Below are 22,072 nucleotides of genomic sequence, written 5' to 3' on the forward strand. Positions count from 1 at the left end.
GCCGGGAGAAGGCTCGATCCGTCTTGCCGCCGAAGAGCGCTCCGGCAGGCCGCGAACCTCCGCGGGGAGCGCCGCGATCCTCTACAGCTTGATTCGGCGTCCGGACAGCGCCGACTGCAGCGCCGCGAACGTCACTTCCTGCGTCTTGCAGGCGTCCGCGTAGTCCGACAGGATGCGCGAACGGTCGAAAGTGCGCAGCGCATGCAGAAACGCTTCGGTCTGCCGCACGTAAGGATCGGATTCTTCCGCATAGACGTTTTCCGCATGGAGGCGCGTTTCCTTCAGATGCCCCGGCGTCCATTCCCAAAGTCCTTCGCGCGCGTAGAACGACAATCCGATCTTGCCGACGCCCGGAGGCAGCACGCAGGTGTTCGAGATGCTCGCCACGGCGCCCGACTTCATCTTCAGCGTCACCGTTCCGATGTCGTGCACGTTCGTCCGCTCCCACTCTTCTTCCGGAAAACGGCTGGCGTACGTCGCGCTGACCTCTTCCACCTCGCCCGCGAGATAACGGAGCATATCCACGATATGCGTCGTCTGCTCGATGAATTGGCCGCCGGATTTCTCCTGCCGGCGCCACCACTCGGCCTGCGGCATATCGCCCATCCACATGCCGGTCGCCATCCCGATCCGTCCGGGATGCAGCGCTTCGCGCAGCCGTTCCGCATTGTCCTGATAGCGGAAATGATAGCCGACGGACGTGATCAGTTCGGGCGCTTTCAGCCGCATGAAACCGAGGATGTCCTGCGGCACTTCCGCATCCGTTCCGAGCGGCTTCTCGACCAGGAAAGGAATCCCCCGCTCGATCAGTTCGCGTTCGATCTCCCCGTGCGCCATCGGCGGAACGCAGATGTACACGGCGTCGAGTTCCTGATCGTCCGCCATATCGGTTACGCTTTCATAACCGGGCGCGTCGCCGTAACGAATGCCGAACACGTCCCCTTTCTTTTTGCTGCTGCCGACGATTCCGACGATCTCCACGTCTTCCGCGGCCGCGAGAATATCCGCATGCTTGCCCGCGAACCATCCCGTCCCCACGATTCCGATCTTCAGCGCCATGCGCCTCATCCTCTCTTCTGTCCGCCGGCTCTCCGGCGATTCTCGCTACTAGAGTACCATGATTTTTCGGTAAAAATCCACTTCGGAAGCGGCGTTCGAGCGCCGGTGTCCGGCCGCCCGGACTCAGGCCGCGAACGCCTTTCCGAAAGAAAAAGCGTCTTTTTCCCGCCGGAAAAAGACGCTTGAACCGCCGTCGCCTCTCCTTTTCCGAACGTTCGAAGAAAGCGGATTGGCGGCGGCGCAGAGCGCGAACGGCCAAGCTTACGCGGCCTGCGCCTCGCGTCTGCGGGCGAATTTGGCGATCAGGCCGTGCGAAGGCGACAGAAGCAGCGCCAGGATAAACAGGATGCCGGCGACCGATACGATGCAGCCCGCGATCGACGCGTCCAGCAGATACGAGATCAGATAGCCGGAGATCGCCGATACGATGCCCGCCGCCACGCTCAAGCCGATCATGACGCCGAGACGGTTCGTCAGCAGATAAGCCGTCGCGGCCGGAATGATCAGCATGCCGACGACCAGAATCGCGCCGACGCTCTCGAAGGACGATACCGCCGTCATCGAGACCATGCCCATCAGCAGATAGTGGAACAGCAGCACCGGAATGCCGCAGGCCGCCGCCATCGCCGGATCGAACGCGCAGATCTTGAACTGCTTATAAAACAGACCCATAAGCAGCAGAATGACCGTCAACGTAATGCCCAGCATCCAGACGGCCCTCGGCCCCATATCGGCTCCTCCGAGCGTCCAGGTATCCCAGGGCACGTAAGCGATCTCGCCGAACAGCACGCAGTCCAAATCAAGGTCGATATGCTGGGCGTTCAGACTGATCAGCAGCACGCCGACCGCGAACAGGGCGGTGAACACGATGCCGATCGACGCGTCCGACTGCAGGCCCGATGTCTGAAGGGTTTGAATCAGAAACACCGTCAGCAGGCCGAACGCGGTCGCGCCGAGCAGCATCCACATCGAATCGCGCGTTCCGCTCATGAGGAAAGCGATCGCGATGCCCGGCAGCACGGCATGGCTGATCGCGTCGCCTACGAGAGCCATGCGGCGCAGAATCAGGAAGCAGCCGAGAATCGAGCAGGCGCTCGCGACCAGCACGGCGGTCAAGATGATCCAGAAGTCCATCATTTGCGGCTCCCTCCTTCGGCGGCTTCGAGCGCGCCCGTATTGGCCGTGCGGGCATAGTCCGCCTTAAGGGCGCGATGCCGCAGCGCTTTCGCGGCCAAGCCGCGGCCTGGCGCGAACAGCAGCGAGACCGCGAACAGCAGCGTCGCCGCCAGCACGGTCACGGGACCGGTCGGAATGCCTTCGCCCAGCGTGCTGATCGCGGCTCCGGAAGCGCCGCTGATCGCGCCAAACAGTCCGGCGAACGCCAGCATGGCCGGAAGCCGGTCCGTCCAGTATCTCGCCGCGGCCGCCGGCGTAATGAGCAGCGCGGCGACGAGCACGACGCCGACCGCCTGAATGCCGGCCGCGACCGCCACCGTCGTGAGAATCAGCATCGTATGCTCCAGCAGACCGACCGGCAGACCGATGCCGCGGGCGAAGCCCGGATCGAAGCTGATCAGCTTGAACTCCTTGAACAGCAGCATCGCCGCCAGAATCAGCAGTACGGATACGCCCATCAGCGTATACACGTCGCCCGTCACCATCGCGGCGGCCTGGCCGAACAGATACTTGTCCAGGCCGCTCTGGCTTCCGCTTCCGCTGTGCTGGATATGCGTCAGCATGACGGTGCCTATACCGAAGAAGAAGGTCAATACGATGCCCATGGCGGCGTCGGGCTTGATCCGGGTCCAGCGCGAGATCGCGCTGACGCACAGCACGGCGGCGATGCCCGCCAGCAGCGCGCCGATCAAGAACAGCGAGACCGACTTCACTTCGCCGAGCATGAAGGCGATGCAGACGCCGGGCAGCGCCGCGTGCGCCAGCGTATCGCCGAGCAGGCTTTCCCGGCGGAGAAACGTAAAGCTGCCGATGACCCCGCTGCCCAGCCCGAGCAGGGTGCAGCCCAGCAGAATCCAGCGCGTGTTAGGATCGCTCCAAAGCGATATCAGCCAGTCAAGCATCTCCCTCTCCTCCTTGTCCGTTCTTTTCCGTTCCGTATATGCCGTGCGTTTTGCGTTTTCATTCGCCCACCAGCGCTTCCCGGCCGTTCGAACTGACGATTGCCAGTTTGCCGCCGTACGTTTCGTGCAGCAGTTCCGGCGTAAACGTCGTTTCTGTCGGACCCGCCGCGATCAGCTTTTTGTTCAGCAGCAGCACATGATCGAAGTATTCCTCGACGGTGGACAGGTCATGGTGCACGACCAGCACCGTTTTGCCCGCCGCCTTCAGCTCGCCCAGCAGCGCGATAATCGCTTTCTCCGTCGCGGCGTCCACGCCGGCGAACGGTTCGTCCATAAAGTACAGATCCGCTTCCTGTACCAGCGCGCGGGCCAGGAAGACCCGCTGCTGCTGGCCGCCGGACAGCTGGCTGATCTGCCGCTGCGCGAAGTCGGCCATGCCGACCTTCTCCAGCGTGCTCATCGCCAGTTCCTTTTCCCTGCGTCCGGGACGCTTGATCCAGCCCAGATGGCCGTACCGGCCCATCATGACCACGTCCAGCGCGTCCGTCGGAAAATCCCAATCGACCGACTCGCGCTGCGGCACGTAGCCGACGCGGCTGCGCATCTTTTTGTACGTATCCCCGTAGATGGACACCTCGCCCGCGATCGACGGCACCAGCCCCAGCGTCGCTTTGAGCAGCGTCGATTTGCCGGCTCCGTTGGGACCGATCAGCGCCACCAGCCTGCCCTCCGGCAGCGTAAAGCTGACATTTTCGACCACGGCCTTTTTCTGGTAAGCCACCGTAATGCCGGATACCTTCAGCGGCGCGGCGGATGGATGCTGCTCCGATTGTTTGTTCATGCGCTTTTCCTCCTGTTCGTGTTGTATGGACGGGCCGATAGCGGCCGCCTTTTTTCCCCGTTTATTTCAGCGCTTCCGCGATCGTGTCGGCGTTATGGCGGATCATGCCGATATAAGTGCCTTCCGGCGTTCCCGGCTCGCCCATGGCGTCGGAGAACAGCTCTCCGCCGATCTTGACTTCATGTCCCTGCCGCGCCGCGCCGGCAACGATCGCTTCCATCGAGCGGGCCGGCAGACTCGATTCGACGAAGACCGCCTTGATGTTCCGTTCCACGAGATAGTCGCGCAGCGCGCTGACGTCCCGCGCGCCGAATTCGGCCGCCGTGCTGATGCCCTGCAGGCCGACCACTTCGACGCCGTAAGCCCGGCCGAAGTAGCCGAAAGCGTCGTGGGCGGTCACCAGTACCCGTCCTTTTTCGGGAATCTCCAGCATCCTTTCCCGGACGTAAGCGTCCAATTGCCCGAGTTCGTTCAAATACCGTTCTCCCTGCTCCCGATACGCCTCGGCGTTGGACGGATCTTTTTGGATCAGCGTATCCGTTACCGTCTCGGCCGCGCTTTTCCACAAGTCGACGTCGAACCAGACATGCGGATCGAACTCCTCGCTCTCCTCCGCGCCGGCGATCAGCCGCTCTCTCGGCATGCCGTCCGTGACCGCAACGACCGTTTTCTGCGCCGCTATCTTCTCGAGCACCCGCTCCATATTGCCTTCCAGATGCAGCCCGCCGTAAAAGATGACCGCCGCGCGGTCCAGCTTGCGAATATCTCCCTGCGAAGCTTTGAACAAATGCGGGTCCACGCCCGGCCCCATCAGCGTCGTGACTTCCACGTGTTCGCCGCCGATTTCTTTCGCGGCGTCGGCGATCATGCCGGTCGTCGCCGTGACGAGCAGCTTCCCGTCCTCGCTGACTCCCTGCGCGCTTCCGCTGCCCGAACAGCCCGCCAGCACCGCCGCGAGAAGCAGCAGCGGCAGCAGGGCGGTCCAAGCGCCGATTTTCGTTTTTCGCGCTTCCATCTTTTCCTCCTCCTCGACTGTCTCCGCTTTTCCTCCATACACTTTTCCATACGCTAAATTGTTTTGTCGGTGACTAATTATTTCCCACTACTAATAATGTTTCCTTGGGGCAAATTTTAAAGCATATTAGGTTTTAACGCAACTTCTTCTTTAGAACCTCGATTTCAGTCTCGCCATAAAAAGCTTGAAAAGACTTTCTGGCACGCTGCACCAGCTTCCGGACACGAGGATTATACTCCTTCTCTCCCCAAAAGCGGGCAATCTCTTCATGGCCTACGCCTTCGCCGAGCAGCTTGATGATTTGAGCGTAGCTTTTATTAACGTGTTCGAAACGACCAAGCAAATGCAGAACATCGGCTCCCTCAAAATATTCTTCTTCAGCCGACTGAACGGGGGCGAGCAGTTTTTCTTCCGGATCAAAGGGAGTTGCCGTAGTCGGCCAAAACGAAGAGAACAGCGAAAAGACGCATCCTTATGTTCAAGGATGCGTCTTTTTCGCTGGTTGAAAGTTCCGGTACTCCGCTCATCTGATCGATCTTAAAAAGGTTGGCGGGCCCACTCGAAATTCAAATGACGATCGAAATAGTCGTTCAGCCGCTGCATCTCGACTTTATCTTTAATTCCTCTTTTGGGAATTATGAAAGCTTCTTTGTCGGAAACATACAGAAGATAATACGCTTCAATCTCTCGGCCTGAGATAAATTGGCTCCAATCAAAAAACACTCTGTATAACGGCGTTCGTCGCTCTATCCCCTCGTCGTTGACACTAAGAGTAGTCAATCCCGGCAGCTTTGGGTCGATATGTTTTTGTATATGCCGTTTTATGGACCATAGAGCGAGCGGGTTGTAAATAAGAGGAAAGCCAATCAACCAACCCAAGAAAATAACCGACACCGAAAGATCGAAGCCGCTTCGTACAACAAGCATAAGTAAGATCAGGCTGATAAGCGAGTAAATCGTCCATTTTATTTTTTTATGCTCGACGGAACGGGGAACAAAATCTTTCTGAACTTGAAACAGATCATCCGGGACAAATTCGAACTTGATTTCCACGATTAGCCGTCCTTTCAAATTCGATTACATAGGCTCCATCATCCTAATCGACTTGGATCCGTCTATTCCGTTTGGTTTTATATTCAAGATTGGCAAAAGACGGTTCCAAGTTCGTTTAAACTTCGAAACCGTCTTCTTAGGGTTTGATGATGGCTAACAAGCCGCACCATACAAATATTTTTTACTCGCCGGCTTGAACCGCCTCTCCCTCTGCGCCTTCTTCCGCTTTCTCCAGCGACTTCTTCGGCACCCCGTCGAGTCCGTATTCTTCGTCGTAAGCGTCGAAGATCGCGCGCGCGATCGGCGCTGCGCTCTCGGAGCCGAAGCCGCCTTCCGGCACCATGACGGCGACGGCCAGCTTCGGATTCTCGCGCGGGGCGTAGGCGATGAAGACGCCGTTGTCGAACAGATTAGGCTTCGTCCCCTGCGTAGACGTACCCGTTTTACGGGCAAAGTCGTAACCGAAATCGCCGAACGACTGGTCGACTTCGGTCCGCATGCCGTTTTGGACAATGTCCCAATACGGATCGGGGAACGATACTTCGTCCAGCACCCGCGGCTTGATCGGCTTCACGAGATTGCCTTCGGAATCGGTAATTTTGCTGACCAAATGCGGCTCCATACGTTTGCCCCGGTTGGCGAGCATCGTCGTGTACTGGGCCAGCTGCATCGTCGTGTATCTGCCTTTTTGACCGAAAGACGCAAATACCATGCGGGACAGCGGACTGCCGCTGCCTTCCGTCTCGGTCAAGTAATCGGCTTTGCCGGCCCACTCGTCCGGCAGGTCGACGCCCGTCTTGACGCCGAGGCCGAATTCTTTCATGTGCTTATCCCAAATGTTCAGGGAATTGGCCCCGTCGCGCAGGAAAAAGCGTTCGCCGATCATTTTGACCATGAACGTATTGGAAGATTTCTGGATGGCGCGGCTCGGTCCCATTCCGCCGTAAGCATGACTTCCCGCGTTGCGGATCTTGTCGTCGCCTTTGCCGTATTCCGCGACGCCGGTGTCATTATAATACGTATTCGGCGTAATCAATCCTTCTTCCAGGCCGATCAGCACGCTGAGCGGTTTGATCGTCGAGCCGAGGTAGACGACGGATTCCGCTTTTTTCCCCGTGTCGTTCGTCGGCTTGGAGCGGATCGCGCCGTTCAAATAAGCATATTCGCTGGCATGATAATCGGCGTCGCTGATCGAGCCCGTCCGGTAGACGTTGGGATCGAAGTCGGGCAGATTCGCCATCGTCACCACTTTTCCGGTATCGACCTCCATCGCGACAGCCGAAGCCGAGATCGCTTTAGGCAGCTTTCGAAGCTGGTTTCTCATGGCTTCTTCCGTTTTGAGCTGAATGTTCTTGTTGATGGTGCTCCAAATGTTATAACCCTTTACCGGAGCCACTACCTCTTCGACTCCTTCGGCCGTATTCTGCATGTTGACGCCGATCTTGCGGTATCCGTTTTTGCCTCGCAGTTCTTCCTGATACTGCTGCTCGAGGCCGAAATAACCGACCGCTTCGTCTTTGGTATATTGAAGCCCCTGGTCGGTTTGTTGCTTCAGGGTTTTAGAAATGGTTTTGTAATAATCGATATCCAGCACCGAGCCGAATCGTTTGACGTAACCGATCGTTTGGACCGCGACCGTATCGGAATCGTAGCGCCGGGTCGTTTCCTCGGCCACCTCGAAAGTCAGAAGTCCTTTGTACTTGTATTTGTTCTCTTTGAAATAAGCAATCTCGTCATCGCTCAAGTCCGTCTTGGCCAGACGCTGGGCATAGCCGTAATTCATCTTGTTCTCGACGTCAAGCTGCTTCTTTCCGATCCAGTCCGCCATCACCGGATTCGGCACGTTCGGCTTGCCTTTCTGCTCGAACACCTCGAGGATTTCCTTAAGCGCCGCGTCGAGCTTCGGCCGGCTCTCCAAGCCTTTGCCCTGGCTGAAGTCCTGCTCGAACGTAATGTACAGCGACTGCGTAGGTTCCGAGTACGCCAGCCTCGCTCCGTCCGCCGAGAAAATCGTTCCGCGCACCGGCTTCATCGGAATGTCCTGCGTCGCGCGTTCTTTAGCCTCTTGCTGAAGCTTCGGCGCTTCCACGAACTGCAGAGAGGCCGTACGTACGATGATAACGGCAAAAATGACAAACACCGTGAAAAAGAACAGGCTCATCCGAATACTGAAGTTTTTGCGGGTGCGGTGATCGTCCTGTTCTTCCCTTGTCCAAATTTTCATTTCATCCTCCTTCTTCGACGGAAAAAGGCGCTCCTGCGACAGAGCGCCTTTTCCGCCGGTACCGAATTTGATCGGATAAGCAGCGAATTTTGCTGCAGCGATTCAGTGCGATATCGGGCGTCAACGATTGAACGCCGGCACCGCCGCGAAAGTTACGGATTATTGTCCGTCGGCCGCCGCTTCGGCTCCCTCGATCGGGGTGCCGTCGGGATTGGTCTGCGGCAGCGATTTTTTCGGCACGCCGTCCAATCCGTACTGGTAGTCGTAAGCGTCGAAAATCTTGCGCGCGATCGGAGCCGCGCTCTGCGAACCGAATCCGCCTTCCGGCACGACTACCGCGACGGCGAGTTTCGGGTTCTCGCGCGGAGCGAAAGCGACGAATACGCCGTTATCGATATCGGTGCCGCGGATGTGTTGGGTGGACGTACCCGTTTTCCGCGCGTAGTCGTAAGGGAAGCCGTCAAACGAACCTTCCAACTGCGTATTCATGCCCTTTTGAATCAGGTCCCAATATTCGTCCGGATATTCGGCCTTATTCAGCACTGTACGCGGCGCCTTCCATACGACCGTTCCGTTGGAATCGGTAATCTTTTTGACGATATGCGGTTGGAGACGCTCCCCGCGGTTTGCCAGCATGGTCGTGTACTGGGCCAGCTGCATCGTCGTATATTTGCCTTGCTGTCCGAACGAAGCGTAAGCCATACGCGTAAGCAGACTTTCTTTGTCGTTCGTGTAATCCATGGTGCCCGACTGTTCGCCGGGCAGGTCTACCTTGGTAGGTACGCCGAGTCCGAATTCTTTCATATGTTGGTCCCAAGCGTCGATCACGCCCGAACCGTATTTGCTCAAAAGCAGTTTCCCCACCTTTTCGATCATAAAGGTATTGGATGATTTCTCGATGGCCGTTCTTGGATTGATGTTACCCAAAAAGTGACCGCCGGCATTTTTGATCCCTTTTTTGTCGGACTCGTTGAGATACGTAATCCCTTTGTCGAAATAATAGGTTGAAGGGCCGAACAATCCTTCTTTTAAGCCGATCAAGACCGACAGCGGCTTGATCGTCGATCCCATATAGACGACGGATTCCGCTTTGTTGCGCTGATCGTCCGGCGCCTTGGCGCGGATCGTGCCGTTCACGTACAGATTCTCGATCTCGTTATAATGCTCCGCGGAAATGCTGCCCGTGTTGTAATAGTTCGCATCGAAGTCGGGCATGCTGGCCATGGCCACCACATTGCCCGTATCCACCTCCATGGCCACGGCGAAGCCCGTCGATACGTAAGGATGAGTCGCGCGAAGAGTCTGGATTTGGCTGGAGATCGCCTTTTCCGTCTCCGTCTGCACGTATTTATCGATGCTCATCCAAATGTCGTTCCCCTTCTTCGGCGCCACGATCTCTTCCGTGCCGCCTTCCTTCGCCATGCTTTGGGGCGTCACTTCGATGCGTTTGTATCCGTTCTCGCCTCGAAGCGCTTTTTGGTATTCCTGCTCGAGCCCGTAATAACCGACGATCTCGTCTTCCAGGTATTGGAGAGCCGGATTGGGGTTGGTCTTCTGGCTTTTATAAATGTTCTGATAGAACTCGAAGTTTTTGTTTTCCCGCACCGACTTGAATTTGGACAGGTAACCGACCGTCTGCACGGCTACCGAATCGGGATCGTACTGCCGTTTCGTCTCTTCGACGATTTCCAGCGTCATGATTCCCGAGAATTCGTTCTTGTGTTCCTTGAAGTAGGCGATTTCGGCTTCGTTCAGATCGCTTTTGATCTTGCGCGGCATATAGCCGTAATGCTTGATGTTCTCCAGATCGAGCCGATCCTTGCCCAGCATCTCCTCCAGCGTCGGCTGCTCGCCGGAAGGGTTCAATTCTTTGAACTTGGCCAGCAGTTCGTTGACGGCCTTCTTTAATTCCGGCCGGTTCTTGACCCCCGCTTCGTCGTTCGAGTAGTTTTTCAGCGGCGTCGCGTACAGCGTCTGCGTCGGCACGGAATAGGCGATCGGCACCTTATCCGCCGAGTAGATCGTCCCCCGCACCGGCTGCATCGGAATATCCCGGGTAACCCGGCTGACCGCTTCCTGCTTCAGCTCGGGACCTTCGACGAATTGAAGCATGGCCGTCCGAACGATAATAACGGAGAAAATCACGAATACGCTGAAAAAAAACAAATTGAGCCGGAGTCCGAAGCCTCGCTGACGGCGCATCTCGTTTTCCCGGTCTTTATCCTGCACTTTCATGGGCGCCTCCTCTTGATGTTCCTTGGCCGCAGGGCGGTAGTCACTTTACAACACATTTTGCTTGATATGGGTATCGGCAAAATCTTTGCGGTCGAACCAATCTCCCCCGGCTGCCCAGGTCGGATCCAGCTCGATCCAGCGTTCTTCCGCCGGAATATACACTTCGTTCCAGGCATGCGGACCGTAACCTCCGCGGCCGTCCGCGCCCAGTCCCGTCACGACGCGGACCTGGAGTCCGACGGAGCGGGCCATCAAGGCGTACAGCCGGGCGTAGTCGATGCAGACGCCGCGGCGCGTATCGTAAGTATCGCGCGGCGTCTGTTCGTGCCAGATGCCTTTATTTTCGTAATCGCTGACTTTGTCGTAGTCGTATTGAATCCTCGTTCCGACCCAGCCGTACAGCTCTTTCGCCCGATCGATCTCGCCGCCTGTTCCCGCAATCTTGGCGGCAGCTTGTCCGATATCGGCCGGAATGTTCCGATCGATCACGTCGTACTTCTGCCGCAGAATGCCGTCCCACTCGGCCGCGGCCGAGGCGGTCAATACGGGAAGCTTCTTGTTCAGCAACTCTCCGGCCGCAGGTTCGAACACATTCTGCGCCGTATAACGGTAAACCGGAGATTTTTCGGCATGGCGGGTAAGCGGGCTGTCCGGCCAGATCGACGCGATAACGAAAATCAGCGCCAGCAGCAGCAGGCCCCGCCAAGCTCCGGCCGCCAGCCCGAGCCCCGCTCCGCCGATCCGATCGAGAAACGCGCTGCCTTTGCGGCGCTTCCCTTTCTTTTTCATCGGTTGTCCGTCCGCGGAAGATCGCCATCTGCCCAGCAGCGCCAGGATCGCCAGACAAATCGGATAGATCAGCAGAAACAGGAGCCCAATTCGCAGCAGCGAAAAATCGGAAACGAATCCCAGCACGGCATAGCCTGCGGTTCGCCACTGCGGCAGTTCGCCGGTCGGCATACTCAGTACCGCGCGGTCGGCCCAATCGCGGACATAAGGCGAAACCCATCCGGCCAACAGCAGCGCGGCCAAAATGCTCAGCACCCGCAGCAGCAGACGGCCGAACATCGTACCGAGCCCCGCCGCCGTCCTTCTCGTCCCGAGAAAAGCTCCCCGAATCGCCGAAAGAATCAGCACGCCCAGCAGCAGAACGGTGATCGCATCCGTGCTCGGCAATTTTCCCACCTCCCTATAGTCGACGCGCAAGGCGGAAGCCGCCCCTGCGCCGCGCGGTCACCGCCGGCTTTGCGCCGCGCGAATCAGGGCGTTCACCCGATCGCCGCGCTCCCATTCGCCGAGCGACACGCCGCGGTACGTCACTTCGACGGTCTGCGCGTTCGGCTTTCCTTTCAGCTGGAGGCTCGGCGTCTCGACGGTAAAGGAACCGTCGTCCGCTTTGTTGAATCTCGCCTCCGAAGCTTCGCTTTTGAGCATTTTCATCGCTTCGTCCTGAAGCTTTGCCACCGCTTCGTTCTTGACGCCCGTTACCGTATTTTGAATTTGATCGAGCGATACGCCGCTGTAGACAATCAGCGCAACGACGATAATGATCGCGATCGCCCATTTGATCATCGTTTTAAGCACGTTTATGACCAGCAGCACCGCTACCAGCGCAATCAGAAGAATCAGCCAGTTCTGCCTGGCGAATTCGATCCATACTTCCGTATTCATCAGGCCATGCCCCCGTTTCTCTCTGTTTCGGCGCTTCCCCGCCCCCCTCGTATCGGCGGTTTGCGCACTTTTCAATTATACAGGAAAAAAAGGCCCGCTGTCAGCTTTCGGAGAATGAAGTCTTCCTCTTTTGCAATCTTTCTCCAGTCTCGGTACACTTAATGAAAATCCCCGCTCTACGCAGCAGGAGGCGAACCTCATATGCCCATTACCATTATCGTAGAAGGCAAGAACGACCGCAGCAAGCTGCGCCGCCTGCTGGACGACGATGTCCGAATTTTGTGCACGTTCGGAACGCCGAACGCGGCGAAGCTGGAATCGCTCTATCTCGAAGCGCGCGACGACGAAGTTTATCTGTTTTTGGACAACGACTCGTCGGGGAGAAAAATCCGGGCGCTGCTGTCCGATCTGTTTCCCGACGCGGATCATTTGTATACGCGCCGAGGTTATGCGGGCGTGGAAGGCACGCCGGACGAGTATGCCGTGCAGCAGCTCGAGAAAGCCGGACTGGAAGAATTGATCCGCTATCCGGAAGGCATGCTTCCGCCGGAAGCGGAGAACGAGCGGCGCCGAAGCGCTTACGAGGGACGCCCAAAGCGTCCTTAAGCGGTTCCGCGTCCATGAAAAGAGCCGTCTTGCGCTTCCCTGTCGGGAGCGAAGACGGCTCTTTTGGGCCCAAGAACTTAATGCACGGTATCGATAATCATCAGCAGGAAGGTCACCATCATATAGTAGATGGAATACATGAAGACCTTTTTGCCCCAAGCGTCCGGGTCCTGGCCTTTCGCCAGCCCCTTGATCGCAAAGTACAGCCACAGCACGGTGATCGCTGCCGAAGCGATCGTGAAGATCAGACCTACGTAGCCGTACGCGTACATCAGAATCGGCACCGGGAGCAGCAGAACGATATAAGGCAGCATCTGCCACTGGGTGCGGCGGATGCCTTTCACGACCGGCAGAATCGGGAAGCCCGCCGCGCGGTATTCCTCGACGCGGCGAATGCCCAGCGCCCAGAAGTGAGGCGGCTGCCACAGGAACATCCACAGGAACAGCAGAATCGCGCCCATGTCGATCGTATTCGTCACGGCCACGTAGCCGATGACCGGAGGCATGGCGCCGGAAATCCCGCCGAGCGACGTGCTCCAGGTCGACGTGCGTTTCAGCCACATCGTGTACAGCACCACATAGGCGAACATGCCGATCACGCCGCAGACGCCGGTCAGCACCCCGCAGAATGTGAACAGGATAGCAAGCCCCAGCACGCCAAGCACGATCCCGTAAGTCAGCACGACGCCGGGCGCGATTTTGCCGGTCGGCAGCGCCCGGTTTTTCGTACGTTCCATCTTGGTGTCCATCTCGCGGTCAAGGTAGTTGTTAAATACGCCGGATGCGCCGACGATCAGCATCGTGCCCGCCAGCGTGGCGATCAGATTCGCCCAGTCGATATTCCACTGCGAAGCCAGCCAAAACCCGGCCAGCGTGACAAAGAGATTCGAACGGAGAATGCCGGGCTTGGCCAGCGTCACAAAGTCTCTCCAGGTCGCACGCGTCTCGGCTTCCGATACGGGAGCGGCTTCCGCGGCTGCGTAATTCAATGATTTACTCACGCGCTCATTTCCTCCTTTTGCGTTCCGATCCGCATTTTTCCATTCCTTGGACAAAATGCGGCTCAACCGATAATAACTAGAATCGACTGCCTAATTTTGAGTCGAGAAAAGGTATCGCTATGAAATTTATCATATCAAAGCCCCTTCGGATTGCCAACGATTCCCGAAACAAGTTCGATAATTTGACAATTTCATGAGGTTTTCATGACAAACGCAAAAAAAGATGTGGAAATTTCCGCGAGAGTGGGTACATTTTTTCCGGCAGAAATTTGGCCTTCTCCCTTCCAAATAAGGTATACTTAAAAACAACACTCAAAAAAACGGAGGTTATCCGATGAATAAAGGTCTTGCCCTGTGGTTCGCCGTATCTTCGATGGCTCTGGTCACGCTCTGCGCCATTTTGATTAACGAAAGCGCCTGGCTGGCACTCGGCGTAGGGCTGGTCGCGGTGCTCAACATCGGTTGGGGTTTCGTCACCAAAGCGCGCATTCGCCGGAAAACGACAGGAGCCTGAGGTTTTTTTCGCGTCCGTGCCCGAATCGCGGCTATTCGCGGAGACTGCCTTGAATCGCGCTTTTTTCTTTCGAAATGAAAGCGTTAGCTTGATCCGTCCGTCGCTGCGGCAAAAAAAGAGCAGCCCCTTCTCCAGAAGAAAGGGCTGCTCTTTTCCGTACCAGGATGCCATCAAATTTCGCAGCGGCGGCCTGCGCCTGTCTGCCGAAGCTTCATCGCTAACGGCTGCTCCTGCACGAAGCGAAAATCGGGCGGTCTTCGTTAATCTCTTCTGCCGCTGACGCGGGCCCCGGCTCCCTTTCCGGGCCCCGCGCTCGGCCCTGGAACGCGGGCTTAAGAAAGTTCGGAACAAACTTCCTTATGCGCGTTCTTCGGGTAGCGGATCATGCTGCTGGCCATGTTGTAGTTCGACTCGAACTGGGCGTCCACGACGACGGCCGCTTTGCGGATCGCGAATTCGTAACTGATCTCGCCATGCGTCCAACTCTTCTTGTAATTGAGCGATTCGATGGCCATGTTGCGAAAAGCGCGAATCTGCTGCTCGTTCAATCCGCTGCCGGGTCCTTCGACACGGCCGTCGCGCCCCGCAAGCGGAGTGTGACGGATGCCGAATTTGCCAATGACGTTGTTGCGGATCTGAACGAAGACCGTTCCCGCCTCCAGCCCCGCCAGCTCTTCGCTCAATTCCTTGAATACGATGTCGAGCTGTCTGGGAAGCGAGTATTCGTTAACGACAAACATGCTAGTCCCCCTCATTAAATGTGTTCCACAAATGCGTTCCTGTTCACAGCTTTATACCGGTATGTAGCGCTTAAGTCTCATTATAAAGGGATGAATTGCCAGCTTCAATACAGCCAGCAAGAATTGGTCAAATATAACTATTCAACTGCAAATAACCTCCAGTTTTCAGCCATAAACATACAAAAGGCGATCGGATTCGACTTCCGATCGCCTTTTTTCGAGTTTTGATCTTTGGTATCAGACTTGGAATGCGGGATACTCAAATCTTCCAGCCGACGCCGGTCCCCGCGATTTTCGTTCGTTCACCCGACTTTGGATGCAGTCATGTCAAGGAAAGTTCGGACATCGGCCACACTTACATCGACTGCCGCCTGCCAGAAGTCCGGCTGCGTCAGGTCGACGCCCAGATGCTTCGACGCCAATTGTTCGACGGTCATCCGGCCGGTGTCGAGCAGCAGCGCGTCGTATTTGTCCGCGAAGTCCGCCCCTTCCTTCTGCGCCTGCGCGTAGATGCCCGTGCTGAACAAATAGCCGAACGTATACGGGAAGTTGTAGAACGGCACGCCCGTGTTGTAGAAGTGCAGCTTCGATGCCCAGAAGTGCGGGTGATAATCGCCGAGCGCGCCGCAGTATGCTTCCTTCTGCGCCTCCACCATCAAGTCGCTGAGATCCGCGGGAGTCAGAAGGCCGGAACGGCGTTTTTCGTAAAAACGGGTTTCGAATAGGAAGCGGGCATGGATGTTCATGAAGAACGCGACGCTGCGCTGAATTTTGTCCTCGAGCAGCACGAGCCGTTCGTCTTCCGTCGCCGCCTTTTTGACCAGGGAATCGGCCACGATCATCTCCGCGAACGTCGACGCCGTTTCCGCCACGTTCATCGCGTAGCGCTGGCTGAACGTCGGAAGTTCGTCCATGACGTGCTGATGGTAGCCGTGTCCGAGCTCGTGCGCCAGCGTCGACACGTTGGACGCCGTTCCGCTGTACGTCATGAAGATGCGCGTCTCCTTGGTCAGCGGCAGCGCCGTGCAGAAGCCGCCCGGACGCTTGCCGGCCCGATCTTCCGCCTCGATCCAGTGGTTATCGAATGCGCGCTGCGCAAAGTCCGCCATGCGCGGGCTGAAGCTGCGGAACTGCTCCACGATCAGAGCCGCCGCGTCGTCGTAACCGATTTTCGATTCGGATTCGCCGATCGGCGCGTCCACGTCATGCCACCCCAGCTTGTCCGCGTTCAACAGTGCCGCCTTGCGGTTCAGGTATTCGACGAATACCGGCTTGTTGTCCGTGATGACCTGCCACATCGTCTCCAGCGTCTTGTCGGACATCCGGTTGTTCTCCAGCGGTTCGCGCAGCACGTTCTCCCAGCCGCGCTTCTCGTACAGCGCCAGGCGGAAGCCGGCCAGATGGTTCAGCGTGTCCGCGCAGTAATCTTCCACATCGGTCCAGGCTTGTTCCCAATTACGGCCCATCTCCTCGCGCTGCTTCGGATCGGCGGAGCCCAGCTTGTTCGCGGCCTGAGCCGCGGACAGCAGCTCCGTCTTGCCGTTTTCTTCGCAGCGAACGCGCACATGGCGAACGATCGTGTTATAAAAACTGCTCCAGCCCTGATAGCCGTCGACCGACAGCGACAGCGCGAGGCTCTCCAGCTCCGGAGACATCTTGTCGCGGGCCTGGGAGCGGCCTTCGCTAAGGTTAAAAGACACCGGCGCGATCGTCTCGCGGCTCATCCATGCTTCCCAGACGGCGTCTTCCGTGTTTTTCAGCAGGTTGTCGAACGTCGCGACGATGCTATGCCAGCGGGCGCGGATCGAGCCGACGCGCGCCGACAGCTGACCGGCCTTCTGATCGTTCTGATCCTGCGCGCTCAGACAGGAGACGAACGCCCCCGCCTGACGGAATCGGGCCGATATGTCCTGCACCTGCTCGAAGACCGGATCGAACGACGCCGTTTCTTCGGCGCTCTTCGGCGGCTGCATCCCGTCGATCGTCGTTCCCAGCGACGCCACGTCGGCCGACAATTTGTTCAAAAAGGCATCGAACTCTCCCGAGGACGATCCGCCCGGAAAAATCGTTTCCAAATCCCATGTCTGTCTCAAACGGCTGCTCATTGCTTCTCTCACCTTTCGCTTTGAAAATATGTAAGATCCGTCGTTCCGACAGGTTCCGCTCGCGGGCCTCCGTATGGCGTTTGCCGGAGGCTCATGGTACAGTATAACTATAGCGAAAACGTCTCATGAAGCCAAATCTGACAGGGGAGGGAAGACATAATGAGACCTCTGCAAATTTCGCCGGACACGGCGATCAAGTTATCCAAAGAACTGAATGTTCCCATCGAACATTTGATGCATATGCCGCAGCATATCCTGATGCAAAAGCTGGCCCAACTGGCCCAGCAGGAAGCCGCTTCCGCCGAGAAACCGAAGCCGGAAGACGGCGCCGAAGGGGACAAGTAATCCGATGATTCCTTTCGACAAAGCGCTGCCTTACGATAAGGTCATGGGCGATCTCACCGTGCCGAATTGCCCGTTCTGCGGCGCGGAGAACGTCCTGCTGCCGATCAAACCGTCCGAGCTGGAAGACATCCATACCGGCCGCAAACGGCTGACGGTCTTCCCCTGCTGCCACGGAAGACTGACGGTACTGGACTGCGACGACGATTATTTGATGACGGACACGGTCGTGAAGTAAGACCGCGTGCGCTTTCGCCGCTTGACGGCTCCGGCCGGTCCGCGGGAAAAAGCGAAGCGGACGCGGAACTGCATGTCCGTGTTTTCGGAATTAGGAAACAACAAAAGAAAGCCCTTCGAAGAATCGATCTTCGAAGGGTTTTTTGGTTGTGCGAATTTGCTGCGGTCGGATTCGGCGCCCGCTTCAACGCACCGCCGCCTCGTTCGGGAAAAAGTTCCCCAAGTAAGCTCTGTTCCGCTCCAGCATCTCGTCCAGCATTTGTTCGGCGTCGTTCACCGAAGGCACCAGCGGATGATGGGCGAGAGCGGCGAGCGCCAGCTCGCGGCTGCCGGTGACGGCGGCTTCGATCGCCAACCGCTCGTACGTTTTGACCGCATGAATCAGGCCCTTGGCCGCTTCGGGAACGGTCTGCACCGGAATCGGTACGGGACCGGTCTTCAGCACCTTGCAGTTGACCTCGATGCAGGCGTTGTCCGGCAGGAAACCGAGAATCCCGTTATTCGCCACGTTCAGCGTCTGAATATCGCCCTTGTCGTTGTAGAGCGAATTCATCAGTTTCACGGCCGCTTCCGAATAATACGCGCCGCCGCGCTGTTCGAGCTGCTTCGGCTTTTCGGCCAGGTTGACGTCCTCGTACAGCTCGAACAATTCGTCTTCCAGCCGCTGCACCGTCTCCGCCCGCGTTTCGCCTTTGGCGGCCGCTTCCTGCTGCTCGGCCAACAGTTCCCGGTGCAGATAAAAGTATTTCAAGTAATAGGACGGAATGGATTGCAGCGTGCGCAGCAGCGCGCCGTTCCATTCGTACTGCGGCACGTTGCGGGCGGAATAGCCGTCGCGGTCGGCCAGCAGCTCTTCCATTTTGGACTCGCCGTCGATTTCGATCCGGCTGACGTAATGCAGATGGTTCAGGCCCGCGAATTCGCAGTAAATCCGCTCGGCCGGCACGTCGTACAGCTTTGACAGCCATTTGTAAGCCGCGATCGGCGAATTGCACAGACCGATCGTCCGAATGCGCGAATGCTTGGTGACCGCTTCCGTGACCATCCCGGCCGGATTGGTGAAGTTGAGCAGCCAGGCGTCGGGACACAGCTCTTCCATATCCCGGGCCACGCCGAGCAGGACGGGAATGGTCCGCAGCGCCTTCATCATGCCTCCCGGGCCGGTCGTCTCCTGTCCGATCATGCCGTATTTCAGCGGAATCGTTTCGTCCCAGCCGCGGGCCTCGAGACGGCCGACCCGCATCTGCGTCGATACGAAGTCCGCTCCTTCCAGCGCCGAGCGCCGGTCCAGCGTCAGCCGGATCTCGATCGGCAGCCCGGATTTGGCGATCATGCGCTGAGCGAGCCTGCCGACGATCGACAGCTTGCGCAGCCCCGGCTCGATATCGACCAGTACGATTTCCGTTACCGGAAAAGTTCCGTAATTCAAAATAAATCCTTCGATCAGCTCGGGGGTGTACGAAGAACCGCCTCCGATCACCGCTACTTTCAGCTTCTGCCGCATTACACGCTCGCCGCCTTTACGCTTAATTGTTGGTGAATCCGCTCGTATACGTCTTCGCTTACACCCGCTTCGCGGTTCATGGCCATAAACAGCGCACCCGCCGCCGGCTCCAGCGTCAGGACGGTCAGCCGGCATTCCGGCGCGGACGTCCGGATTTCCGCGTCCAGGTAAGGCAAAATATAGCGGCTGTCTCCCCGGGTCAAGACGCTTCCCGCCATGACGAGGTCGAAGCGTTCGTCTTCCATGTTCAGCCTGCGGACGACCGCCCCGGCCGCTTTGCCGAGCTCCCGGCCCTGACGCTCCAGAATGGACCTGGCCGTCTCGTCGCACTCCGCCACCTCGAACAGCAGCTTGGCCAGATCGCTCGGAATTCTTCGGCCCGTGTCCAGGTAATGATGAAACATTTCTTCTTCGGAACCTATAGCCAGCGTCCGCAGCGCCGCTTCCGCAAGCAGGGTCGGTCTTTCCCGGCCTTCCCAGGCGCGAATCACCGAGCGGAAGACTTCGACCGCCAGATCCGCTCCTCCGCCGAAATCGCCGAAGGCGTATCCGAATCCGCCGACTTGGAGCTCTTCGCCCTGCCGGTTAATGCCGTAGCAGTTCGTCCCCGTGCCGCAGATGACGACCACCCCGTGCGCCTGTCTCGTTCCGGCGCGCAGGCCGATCACGGTATCGCAGACGATATCGTGATCGCCCGGCTCCATCCTGCCGATCATCGGCCGCAAAATCCGAAAATCGGCTTCACGGTCGGCACCCGCCAGTCCGAATACGGAACGGACGACCTGTTCCCCGCCCACGCCCGCCTGCCGCAGCGCTTCGTCCACGGCCAGACGGATATTGCGCTCCGCGGCGTCGGCGCCCAGCTGATGATTGCCGCAGCCGCTTATTCCCCTGCCCGCGATGCGCCCCGTCTCATCGCAGATCACGGCCAGCGTCTTGCTGCCTCCGCCGTCAACGCCCAAATAATAATTCAAATCGAGTCCCCCTCCATCACGCAGCGGTGAAGCGAAAAAGCATCGGCACCGGACAGGGCCCGCAGAGGCCGGCTTCCCCCGCCGGACCCTGCGCGTATTCCCGGTGTCGCGTTTGTATCCCGCATTCCGCGCGCCGTTTGTATGCCGATTTTCATGCGCCGCTCCGAGCGGGTACACGGCTTGAAGCGGCTTATTCCGCGATTGTTTATCGGCCCAGTTTCTCGAGGTTTTCTTTCCACTTCTTCGTCTTGTACTCGAGCAGCTGCGCATAACCGACCTGCTGCGCGTCCTTCTCCGCCTTATCCAGAATGGCCAGCACTTCTTCTTCGCTGCCCGCGTTCATAATGGCCTGCGCTCTCGCTTTTTCGTAGATCTCCCCGACGCTCTGTTCGATGATGCCTTCGCTCGAATCGCCGGCCGGGTTCAGATTGACGAATTCCGTCGTGTCGTACTGCGTTTTCCACGTAATCTCGGACTGCCATTTGGTTTCCCAGCTCTTCTTCTCTTCCGGCAGCGTCGATTCGAATTTCATTTTGGAGTTGTCCACGTAGACCGTGTTGCCGACCCACTGCAGATTGACCGTGGAGTTCATCAGCTCGTCGCGCCCCTTCGTGTCCGTCGTGAACGCATCCGTGAAGATCGGCGCATCGTCTTCGTCCACGCCTTTCCAATACATGCCTTCCGGTCCCCACATGCTGATCCGCTGGCCTTCCGGACCGGTGAGCCAGTCCAGGAAAGCGAAGATCGCTTCCGGGTCCTTCGCCGACTTCGTGATCACGCTGACGTTCCAACCGAGCTGGTTGTAAGTGCCCGGGAAAATTTTGTTTTTGTCCAGTCCTTCCTTATGCACCGGCCAAACCATGATATAGCCGGCTTCCGGGTCTTCCGCGCTCAGGATCGAGTTGCCGATCGCTCCGAATTCGGTCGGGCTGGATGCGACGTAGACGGCCGCTTTGCCGGTAATGATCTTCTGCTCCACCTGCTCCAGCGGCTGCGTGAACGCTTCCTGGCTCATCAGCTTCTCGCGGTACAGCCGATTGGCGTACACCAGCGTCTCGCGGAACACGTCGTCGGTGAACACGGAAGCCATGGCATCGCCCGACGGAACGGCCATCATGCTGCGCGAACTGTACATATAGGGCCGATTTTCCGCAAAAGCCGAGCTTATAATGTCGATGCCCGAAGCGGTCTGTCCCACCTCGAGCGGCACCACATCCGGGTACTTCGCCTTAACCTGCTTCAAATAATCGTACAGGTCGTCGGTCGTCTCAAGCGGCGGCGCGCCGAGTTCGTTATAGATCTTTTTGTTGACGAGATACCCCGCGTTGCCGTTCGGCTGCGTCGTGTACCAGTTCGGGAACTGGTACAGCTTGCCGTCCTCCGAGCGCAGCATGTCGAGCGTCTCTTCGCCCGCCCACTTTTTCAGGTTGGGGTACTTGTCCAGATAGTCGTCGAACGGCACGAGCACTCCGGCTTTGCGCAGCGATTCCACGTCGGCTCCGCGCTCGGTCCAGATGACGTCGGGCAGCTCGCCCGAGACGATCATCGTGTTCAGCTTCTGCTTGGCGTTGCCTCCCGAGCTGACCGGCACGACGTTGACCTTCTTGTTTTCCTTGATCCATGCGGATGCCTGATCTTCGCCCCAATTCGGCATCGTGTACCAATCGTAGTGCCCGTAGAAGGAAAACTCCAACGGCTGCTCGCCCAGCGCGTAAGCGCCGCCCGCCGCTTCGGCAGTGCCCGTTCCTCCCTCGGCTTCTTTGGAAACCGCCGAACCTCCGCCTCCCGTACAGCCCGTCAGCGTCAACGACAGCGCCAGCAGCGCCGATCCGAACCCCAGTGTCTTTTTGCCGATTTTCATCGCTTTGCCCCC

Annotated in this window: 21 protein-coding genes; 4 read left to right on the forward strand and 17 right to left on the reverse strand. The window is 58.0% G+C overall.

What is annotated here, in order from left to right; all coding sequences use genetic code 11:
- Positions 1 to 81: 81 nt before the first annotated feature.
- From GYN08_RS16000 to GYN08_RS16050, 11 genes are all read right to left on the reverse strand, one after another.
- Positions 82 to 1,059 carry a Gfo/Idh/MocA family protein gene (locus GYN08_RS16000; RefSeq protein ID WP_166276028.1) on the reverse strand — a complete coding sequence of 326 codons (978 nt, stop codon included), beginning with the start codon at positions 1,057 to 1,059 and terminating at the stop codon, positions 82 to 84.
- A 261-nt stretch (positions 1,060 to 1,320) separates the two neighbouring features.
- Positions 1,321 to 2,196 (reverse strand): metal ABC transporter permease, encoded by an 876-nt coding sequence (locus GYN08_RS16005; protein WP_166276030.1) that lies wholly within the window; start codon positions 2,194 to 2,196, stop codon positions 1,321 to 1,323.
- Positions 2,193 to 3,137: a metal ABC transporter permease gene (locus GYN08_RS16010; RefSeq protein ID WP_206023785.1), complete on the reverse strand. Its 945-nt coding sequence runs from the start codon at positions 3,135 to 3,137 to the stop codon at positions 2,193 to 2,195. The genes GYN08_RS16005 and GYN08_RS16010 overlap by 4 nt, the downstream gene beginning before the upstream one ends.
- A 58-nt stretch (positions 3,138 to 3,195) precedes the next feature.
- Entirely contained in the window at positions 3,196 to 3,978 is a 783-nt protein-coding gene (locus GYN08_RS16015; RefSeq protein ID WP_166276032.1) for a metal ABC transporter ATP-binding protein, read from the reverse strand.
- Between the two features lie 61 nt (positions 3,979 to 4,039).
- Positions 4,040 to 4,993, reverse strand: a complete 954-nt coding sequence (locus tag GYN08_RS16020; RefSeq protein ID WP_166276034.1) for a metal ABC transporter solute-binding protein, Zn/Mn family — start codon at positions 4,991 to 4,993, stop codon at positions 4,040 to 4,042.
- 133 nt (positions 4,994 to 5,126) lie between these two features.
- Positions 5,127 to 5,336, reverse strand: a complete 210-nt coding sequence (locus GYN08_RS16025; protein ID WP_166276036.1) for a hypothetical protein — start codon at positions 5,334 to 5,336, stop codon at positions 5,127 to 5,129.
- Positions 5,337 to 5,530: 194 nt separating this feature from the next.
- The gene (locus tag GYN08_RS16030) at positions 5,531 to 6,046 is read right to left on the reverse strand and encodes a YcxB family protein (RefSeq protein ID WP_166276038.1); all 516 of its coding nucleotides are present in this window, start codon (positions 6,044 to 6,046) and stop codon (positions 5,531 to 5,533) included.
- A gap of 181 nt (positions 6,047 to 6,227) precedes the next feature.
- Positions 6,228 to 8,270: a peptidoglycan D,D-transpeptidase FtsI family protein gene (locus GYN08_RS16035; RefSeq protein WP_166276040.1), complete on the reverse strand. Its 2,043-nt coding sequence runs from the start codon at positions 8,268 to 8,270 to the stop codon at positions 6,228 to 6,230.
- A gap of 159 nt (positions 8,271 to 8,429) precedes the next feature.
- On the reverse strand, positions 8,430 to 10,505 hold the full coding sequence (locus GYN08_RS16040; RefSeq protein ID WP_166276042.1) for a peptidoglycan D,D-transpeptidase FtsI family protein: 2,076 nt from the start codon (positions 10,503 to 10,505) through the stop codon (positions 8,430 to 8,432).
- A gap of 45 nt (positions 10,506 to 10,550) precedes the next feature.
- The gene (locus GYN08_RS16045; protein WP_235946322.1) at positions 10,551 to 11,681 is read right to left on the reverse strand and encodes a transglutaminase domain-containing protein; all 1,131 of its coding nucleotides are present in this window, start codon (positions 11,679 to 11,681) and stop codon (positions 10,551 to 10,553) included.
- A 57-nt stretch (positions 11,682 to 11,738) separates the two neighbouring features.
- Entirely contained in the window at positions 11,739 to 12,176 is a 438-nt protein-coding gene (locus GYN08_RS16050; RefSeq protein WP_166276046.1) for an ATPase, read from the reverse strand.
- A 201-nt stretch (positions 12,177 to 12,377) separates the two neighbouring features.
- Here GYN08_RS16050 and GYN08_RS16055 point away from each other — a divergent pair, with 201 nt between their 5' ends.
- Complete coding sequence (locus GYN08_RS16055) at positions 12,378 to 12,782, forward strand: toprim domain-containing protein (protein ID WP_166276048.1); 405 nt, start codon at positions 12,378 to 12,380, stop codon at positions 12,780 to 12,782.
- 77 nt (positions 12,783 to 12,859) lie between these two features.
- On the opposite strand, the gene cyoE is transcribed toward GYN08_RS16055, so the two are convergent.
- The gene (gene cyoE, locus GYN08_RS16060; protein ID WP_235946345.1) at positions 12,860 to 13,771 is read right to left on the reverse strand and encodes a heme o synthase; all 912 of its coding nucleotides are present in this window, start codon (positions 13,769 to 13,771) and stop codon (positions 12,860 to 12,862) included.
- A 346-nt stretch (positions 13,772 to 14,117) separates the two neighbouring features.
- Here cyoE and GYN08_RS16065 point away from each other — a divergent pair, with 346 nt between their 5' ends.
- Positions 14,118 to 14,297, forward strand: coding sequence for a hypothetical protein (locus GYN08_RS16065; RefSeq protein ID WP_166276050.1), 180 nt, complete (start codon positions 14,118 to 14,120; stop codon positions 14,295 to 14,297).
- A gap of 332 nt (positions 14,298 to 14,629) precedes the next feature.
- On the opposite strand, the gene GYN08_RS16070 is transcribed toward GYN08_RS16065, so the two are convergent.
- Positions 14,630 to 15,037 carry an O-methyltransferase gene (locus GYN08_RS16070; protein ID WP_166276051.1) on the reverse strand — a complete coding sequence of 136 codons (408 nt, stop codon included), beginning with the start codon at positions 15,035 to 15,037 and terminating at the stop codon, positions 14,630 to 14,632.
- Positions 15,038 to 15,339: 302 nt separating this feature from the next.
- Entirely contained in the window at positions 15,340 to 17,142 is a 1,803-nt protein-coding gene (locus GYN08_RS16075; RefSeq protein WP_166276052.1) for a M3 family oligoendopeptidase, read from the reverse strand.
- A 159-nt stretch (positions 17,143 to 17,301) separates the two neighbouring features.
- On the opposite strand from GYN08_RS16075, the gene GYN08_RS16080 reads away from it, so the two are divergent.
- Together GYN08_RS16080 and GYN08_RS16085 are read left to right on the forward strand one after the other, a co-directional pair.
- Positions 17,302 to 17,487 carry a YycC family protein gene (locus tag GYN08_RS16080; protein ID WP_166276053.1) on the forward strand — a complete coding sequence of 62 codons (186 nt, stop codon included), beginning with the start codon at positions 17,302 to 17,304 and terminating at the stop codon, positions 17,485 to 17,487.
- 4 nt (positions 17,488 to 17,491) lie between these two features.
- Positions 17,492 to 17,722: a hypothetical protein gene (locus tag GYN08_RS16085; protein WP_166276054.1), complete on the forward strand. Its 231-nt coding sequence runs from the start codon at positions 17,492 to 17,494 to the stop codon at positions 17,720 to 17,722.
- Between the two features lie 183 nt (positions 17,723 to 17,905).
- On the opposite strand, the gene GYN08_RS16090 is transcribed toward GYN08_RS16085, so the two are convergent.
- From GYN08_RS16090 to GYN08_RS16100, 3 genes are all read right to left on the reverse strand, one after another.
- Positions 17,906 to 19,225, reverse strand: a complete 1,320-nt coding sequence (locus GYN08_RS16090; RefSeq protein ID WP_166276055.1) for a 6-phospho-beta-glucosidase — start codon at positions 19,223 to 19,225, stop codon at positions 17,906 to 17,908.
- Entirely contained in the window at positions 19,225 to 20,199 is a 975-nt protein-coding gene (locus tag GYN08_RS16095) for an N-acetylglucosamine kinase (protein WP_166276056.1), read from the reverse strand. Before GYN08_RS16095 ends, GYN08_RS16090 begins: the two co-directional genes overlap by 1 nt.
- A gap of 205 nt (positions 20,200 to 20,404) precedes the next feature.
- A complete protein-coding gene (locus tag GYN08_RS16100; protein ID WP_166276057.1) occupies positions 20,405 to 22,060 on the reverse strand; it encodes an extracellular solute-binding protein in 1,656 nt (551 codons plus the stop codon).
- Positions 22,061 to 22,072 lie beyond the last annotated feature (12 nt).

This window comes from Saccharibacillus alkalitolerans, from assembly GCF_011090185.1.
Taxonomy (GTDB): Bacteria; Bacillota; Bacilli; order Paenibacillales; family Paenibacillaceae; genus Saccharibacillus; species Saccharibacillus alkalitolerans.

Excerpts from the sequence above, each read along its gene's own strand:
- GYN08_RS16000 (WP_166276028.1), bottom strand. The coding sequence starts at position 1,059 with ATGGCGCTGAAGATCGGAATCGTGGGGACGGGATGGTTCGCGGGCAAG.
- GYN08_RS16005 (WP_166276030.1), bottom strand. The coding sequence starts at position 2,196 with ATGATGGACTTCTGGATCATCTTGACCGCCGTGCTGGTCGCGAGCGCC.
- GYN08_RS16010 (WP_206023785.1), bottom strand. The coding sequence starts at position 3,137 with ATGCTTGACTGGCTGATATCGCTTTGGAGCGATCCTAACACGCGCTGG.
- GYN08_RS16015 (WP_166276032.1), bottom strand. The coding sequence starts at position 3,978 with ATGAACAAACAATCGGAGCAGCATCCATCCGCCGCGCCGCTGAAGGTA.
- GYN08_RS16020 (WP_166276034.1), bottom strand. The coding sequence starts at position 4,993 with ATGGAAGCGCGAAAAACGAAAATCGGCGCTTGGACCGCCCTGCTGCCG.
- GYN08_RS16035 (WP_166276040.1), bottom strand. The coding sequence starts at position 8,270 with ATGAAAATTTGGACAAGGGAAGAACAGGACGATCACCGCACCCGCAAA.
- GYN08_RS16040 (WP_166276042.1), bottom strand. The coding sequence starts at position 10,505 with ATGAAAGTGCAGGATAAAGACCGGGAAAACGAGATGCGCCGTCAGCGA.
- GYN08_RS16050 (WP_166276046.1), bottom strand. The coding sequence starts at position 12,176 with ATGAATACGGAAGTATGGATCGAATTCGCCAGGCAGAACTGGCTGATT.
- GYN08_RS16055 (WP_166276048.1), top strand. The coding sequence starts at position 12,378 with ATGCCCATTACCATTATCGTAGAAGGCAAGAACGACCGCAGCAAGCTG.
- GYN08_RS16065 (WP_166276050.1), top strand. The coding sequence starts at position 14,118 with ATGAATAAAGGTCTTGCCCTGTGGTTCGCCGTATCTTCGATGGCTCTG.
- GYN08_RS16070 (WP_166276051.1), bottom strand. The coding sequence starts at position 15,037 with ATGTTTGTCGTTAACGAATACTCGCTTCCCAGACAGCTCGACATCGTA.
- GYN08_RS16075 (WP_166276052.1), bottom strand. The coding sequence starts at position 17,142 with ATGAGCAGCCGTTTGAGACAGACATGGGATTTGGAAACGATTTTTCCG.
- GYN08_RS16080 (WP_166276053.1), top strand. The coding sequence starts at position 17,302 with ATGAGACCTCTGCAAATTTCGCCGGACACGGCGATCAAGTTATCCAAA.
- GYN08_RS16085 (WP_166276054.1), top strand. The coding sequence starts at position 17,492 with ATGATTCCTTTCGACAAAGCGCTGCCTTACGATAAGGTCATGGGCGAT.
- GYN08_RS16090 (WP_166276055.1), bottom strand. The coding sequence starts at position 19,225 with ATGCGGCAGAAGCTGAAAGTAGCGGTGATCGGAGGCGGTTCTTCGTAC.
- GYN08_RS16100 (WP_166276057.1), bottom strand. The coding sequence starts at position 22,060 with ATGAAAATCGGCAAAAAGACACTGGGGTTCGGATCGGCGCTGCTGGCG.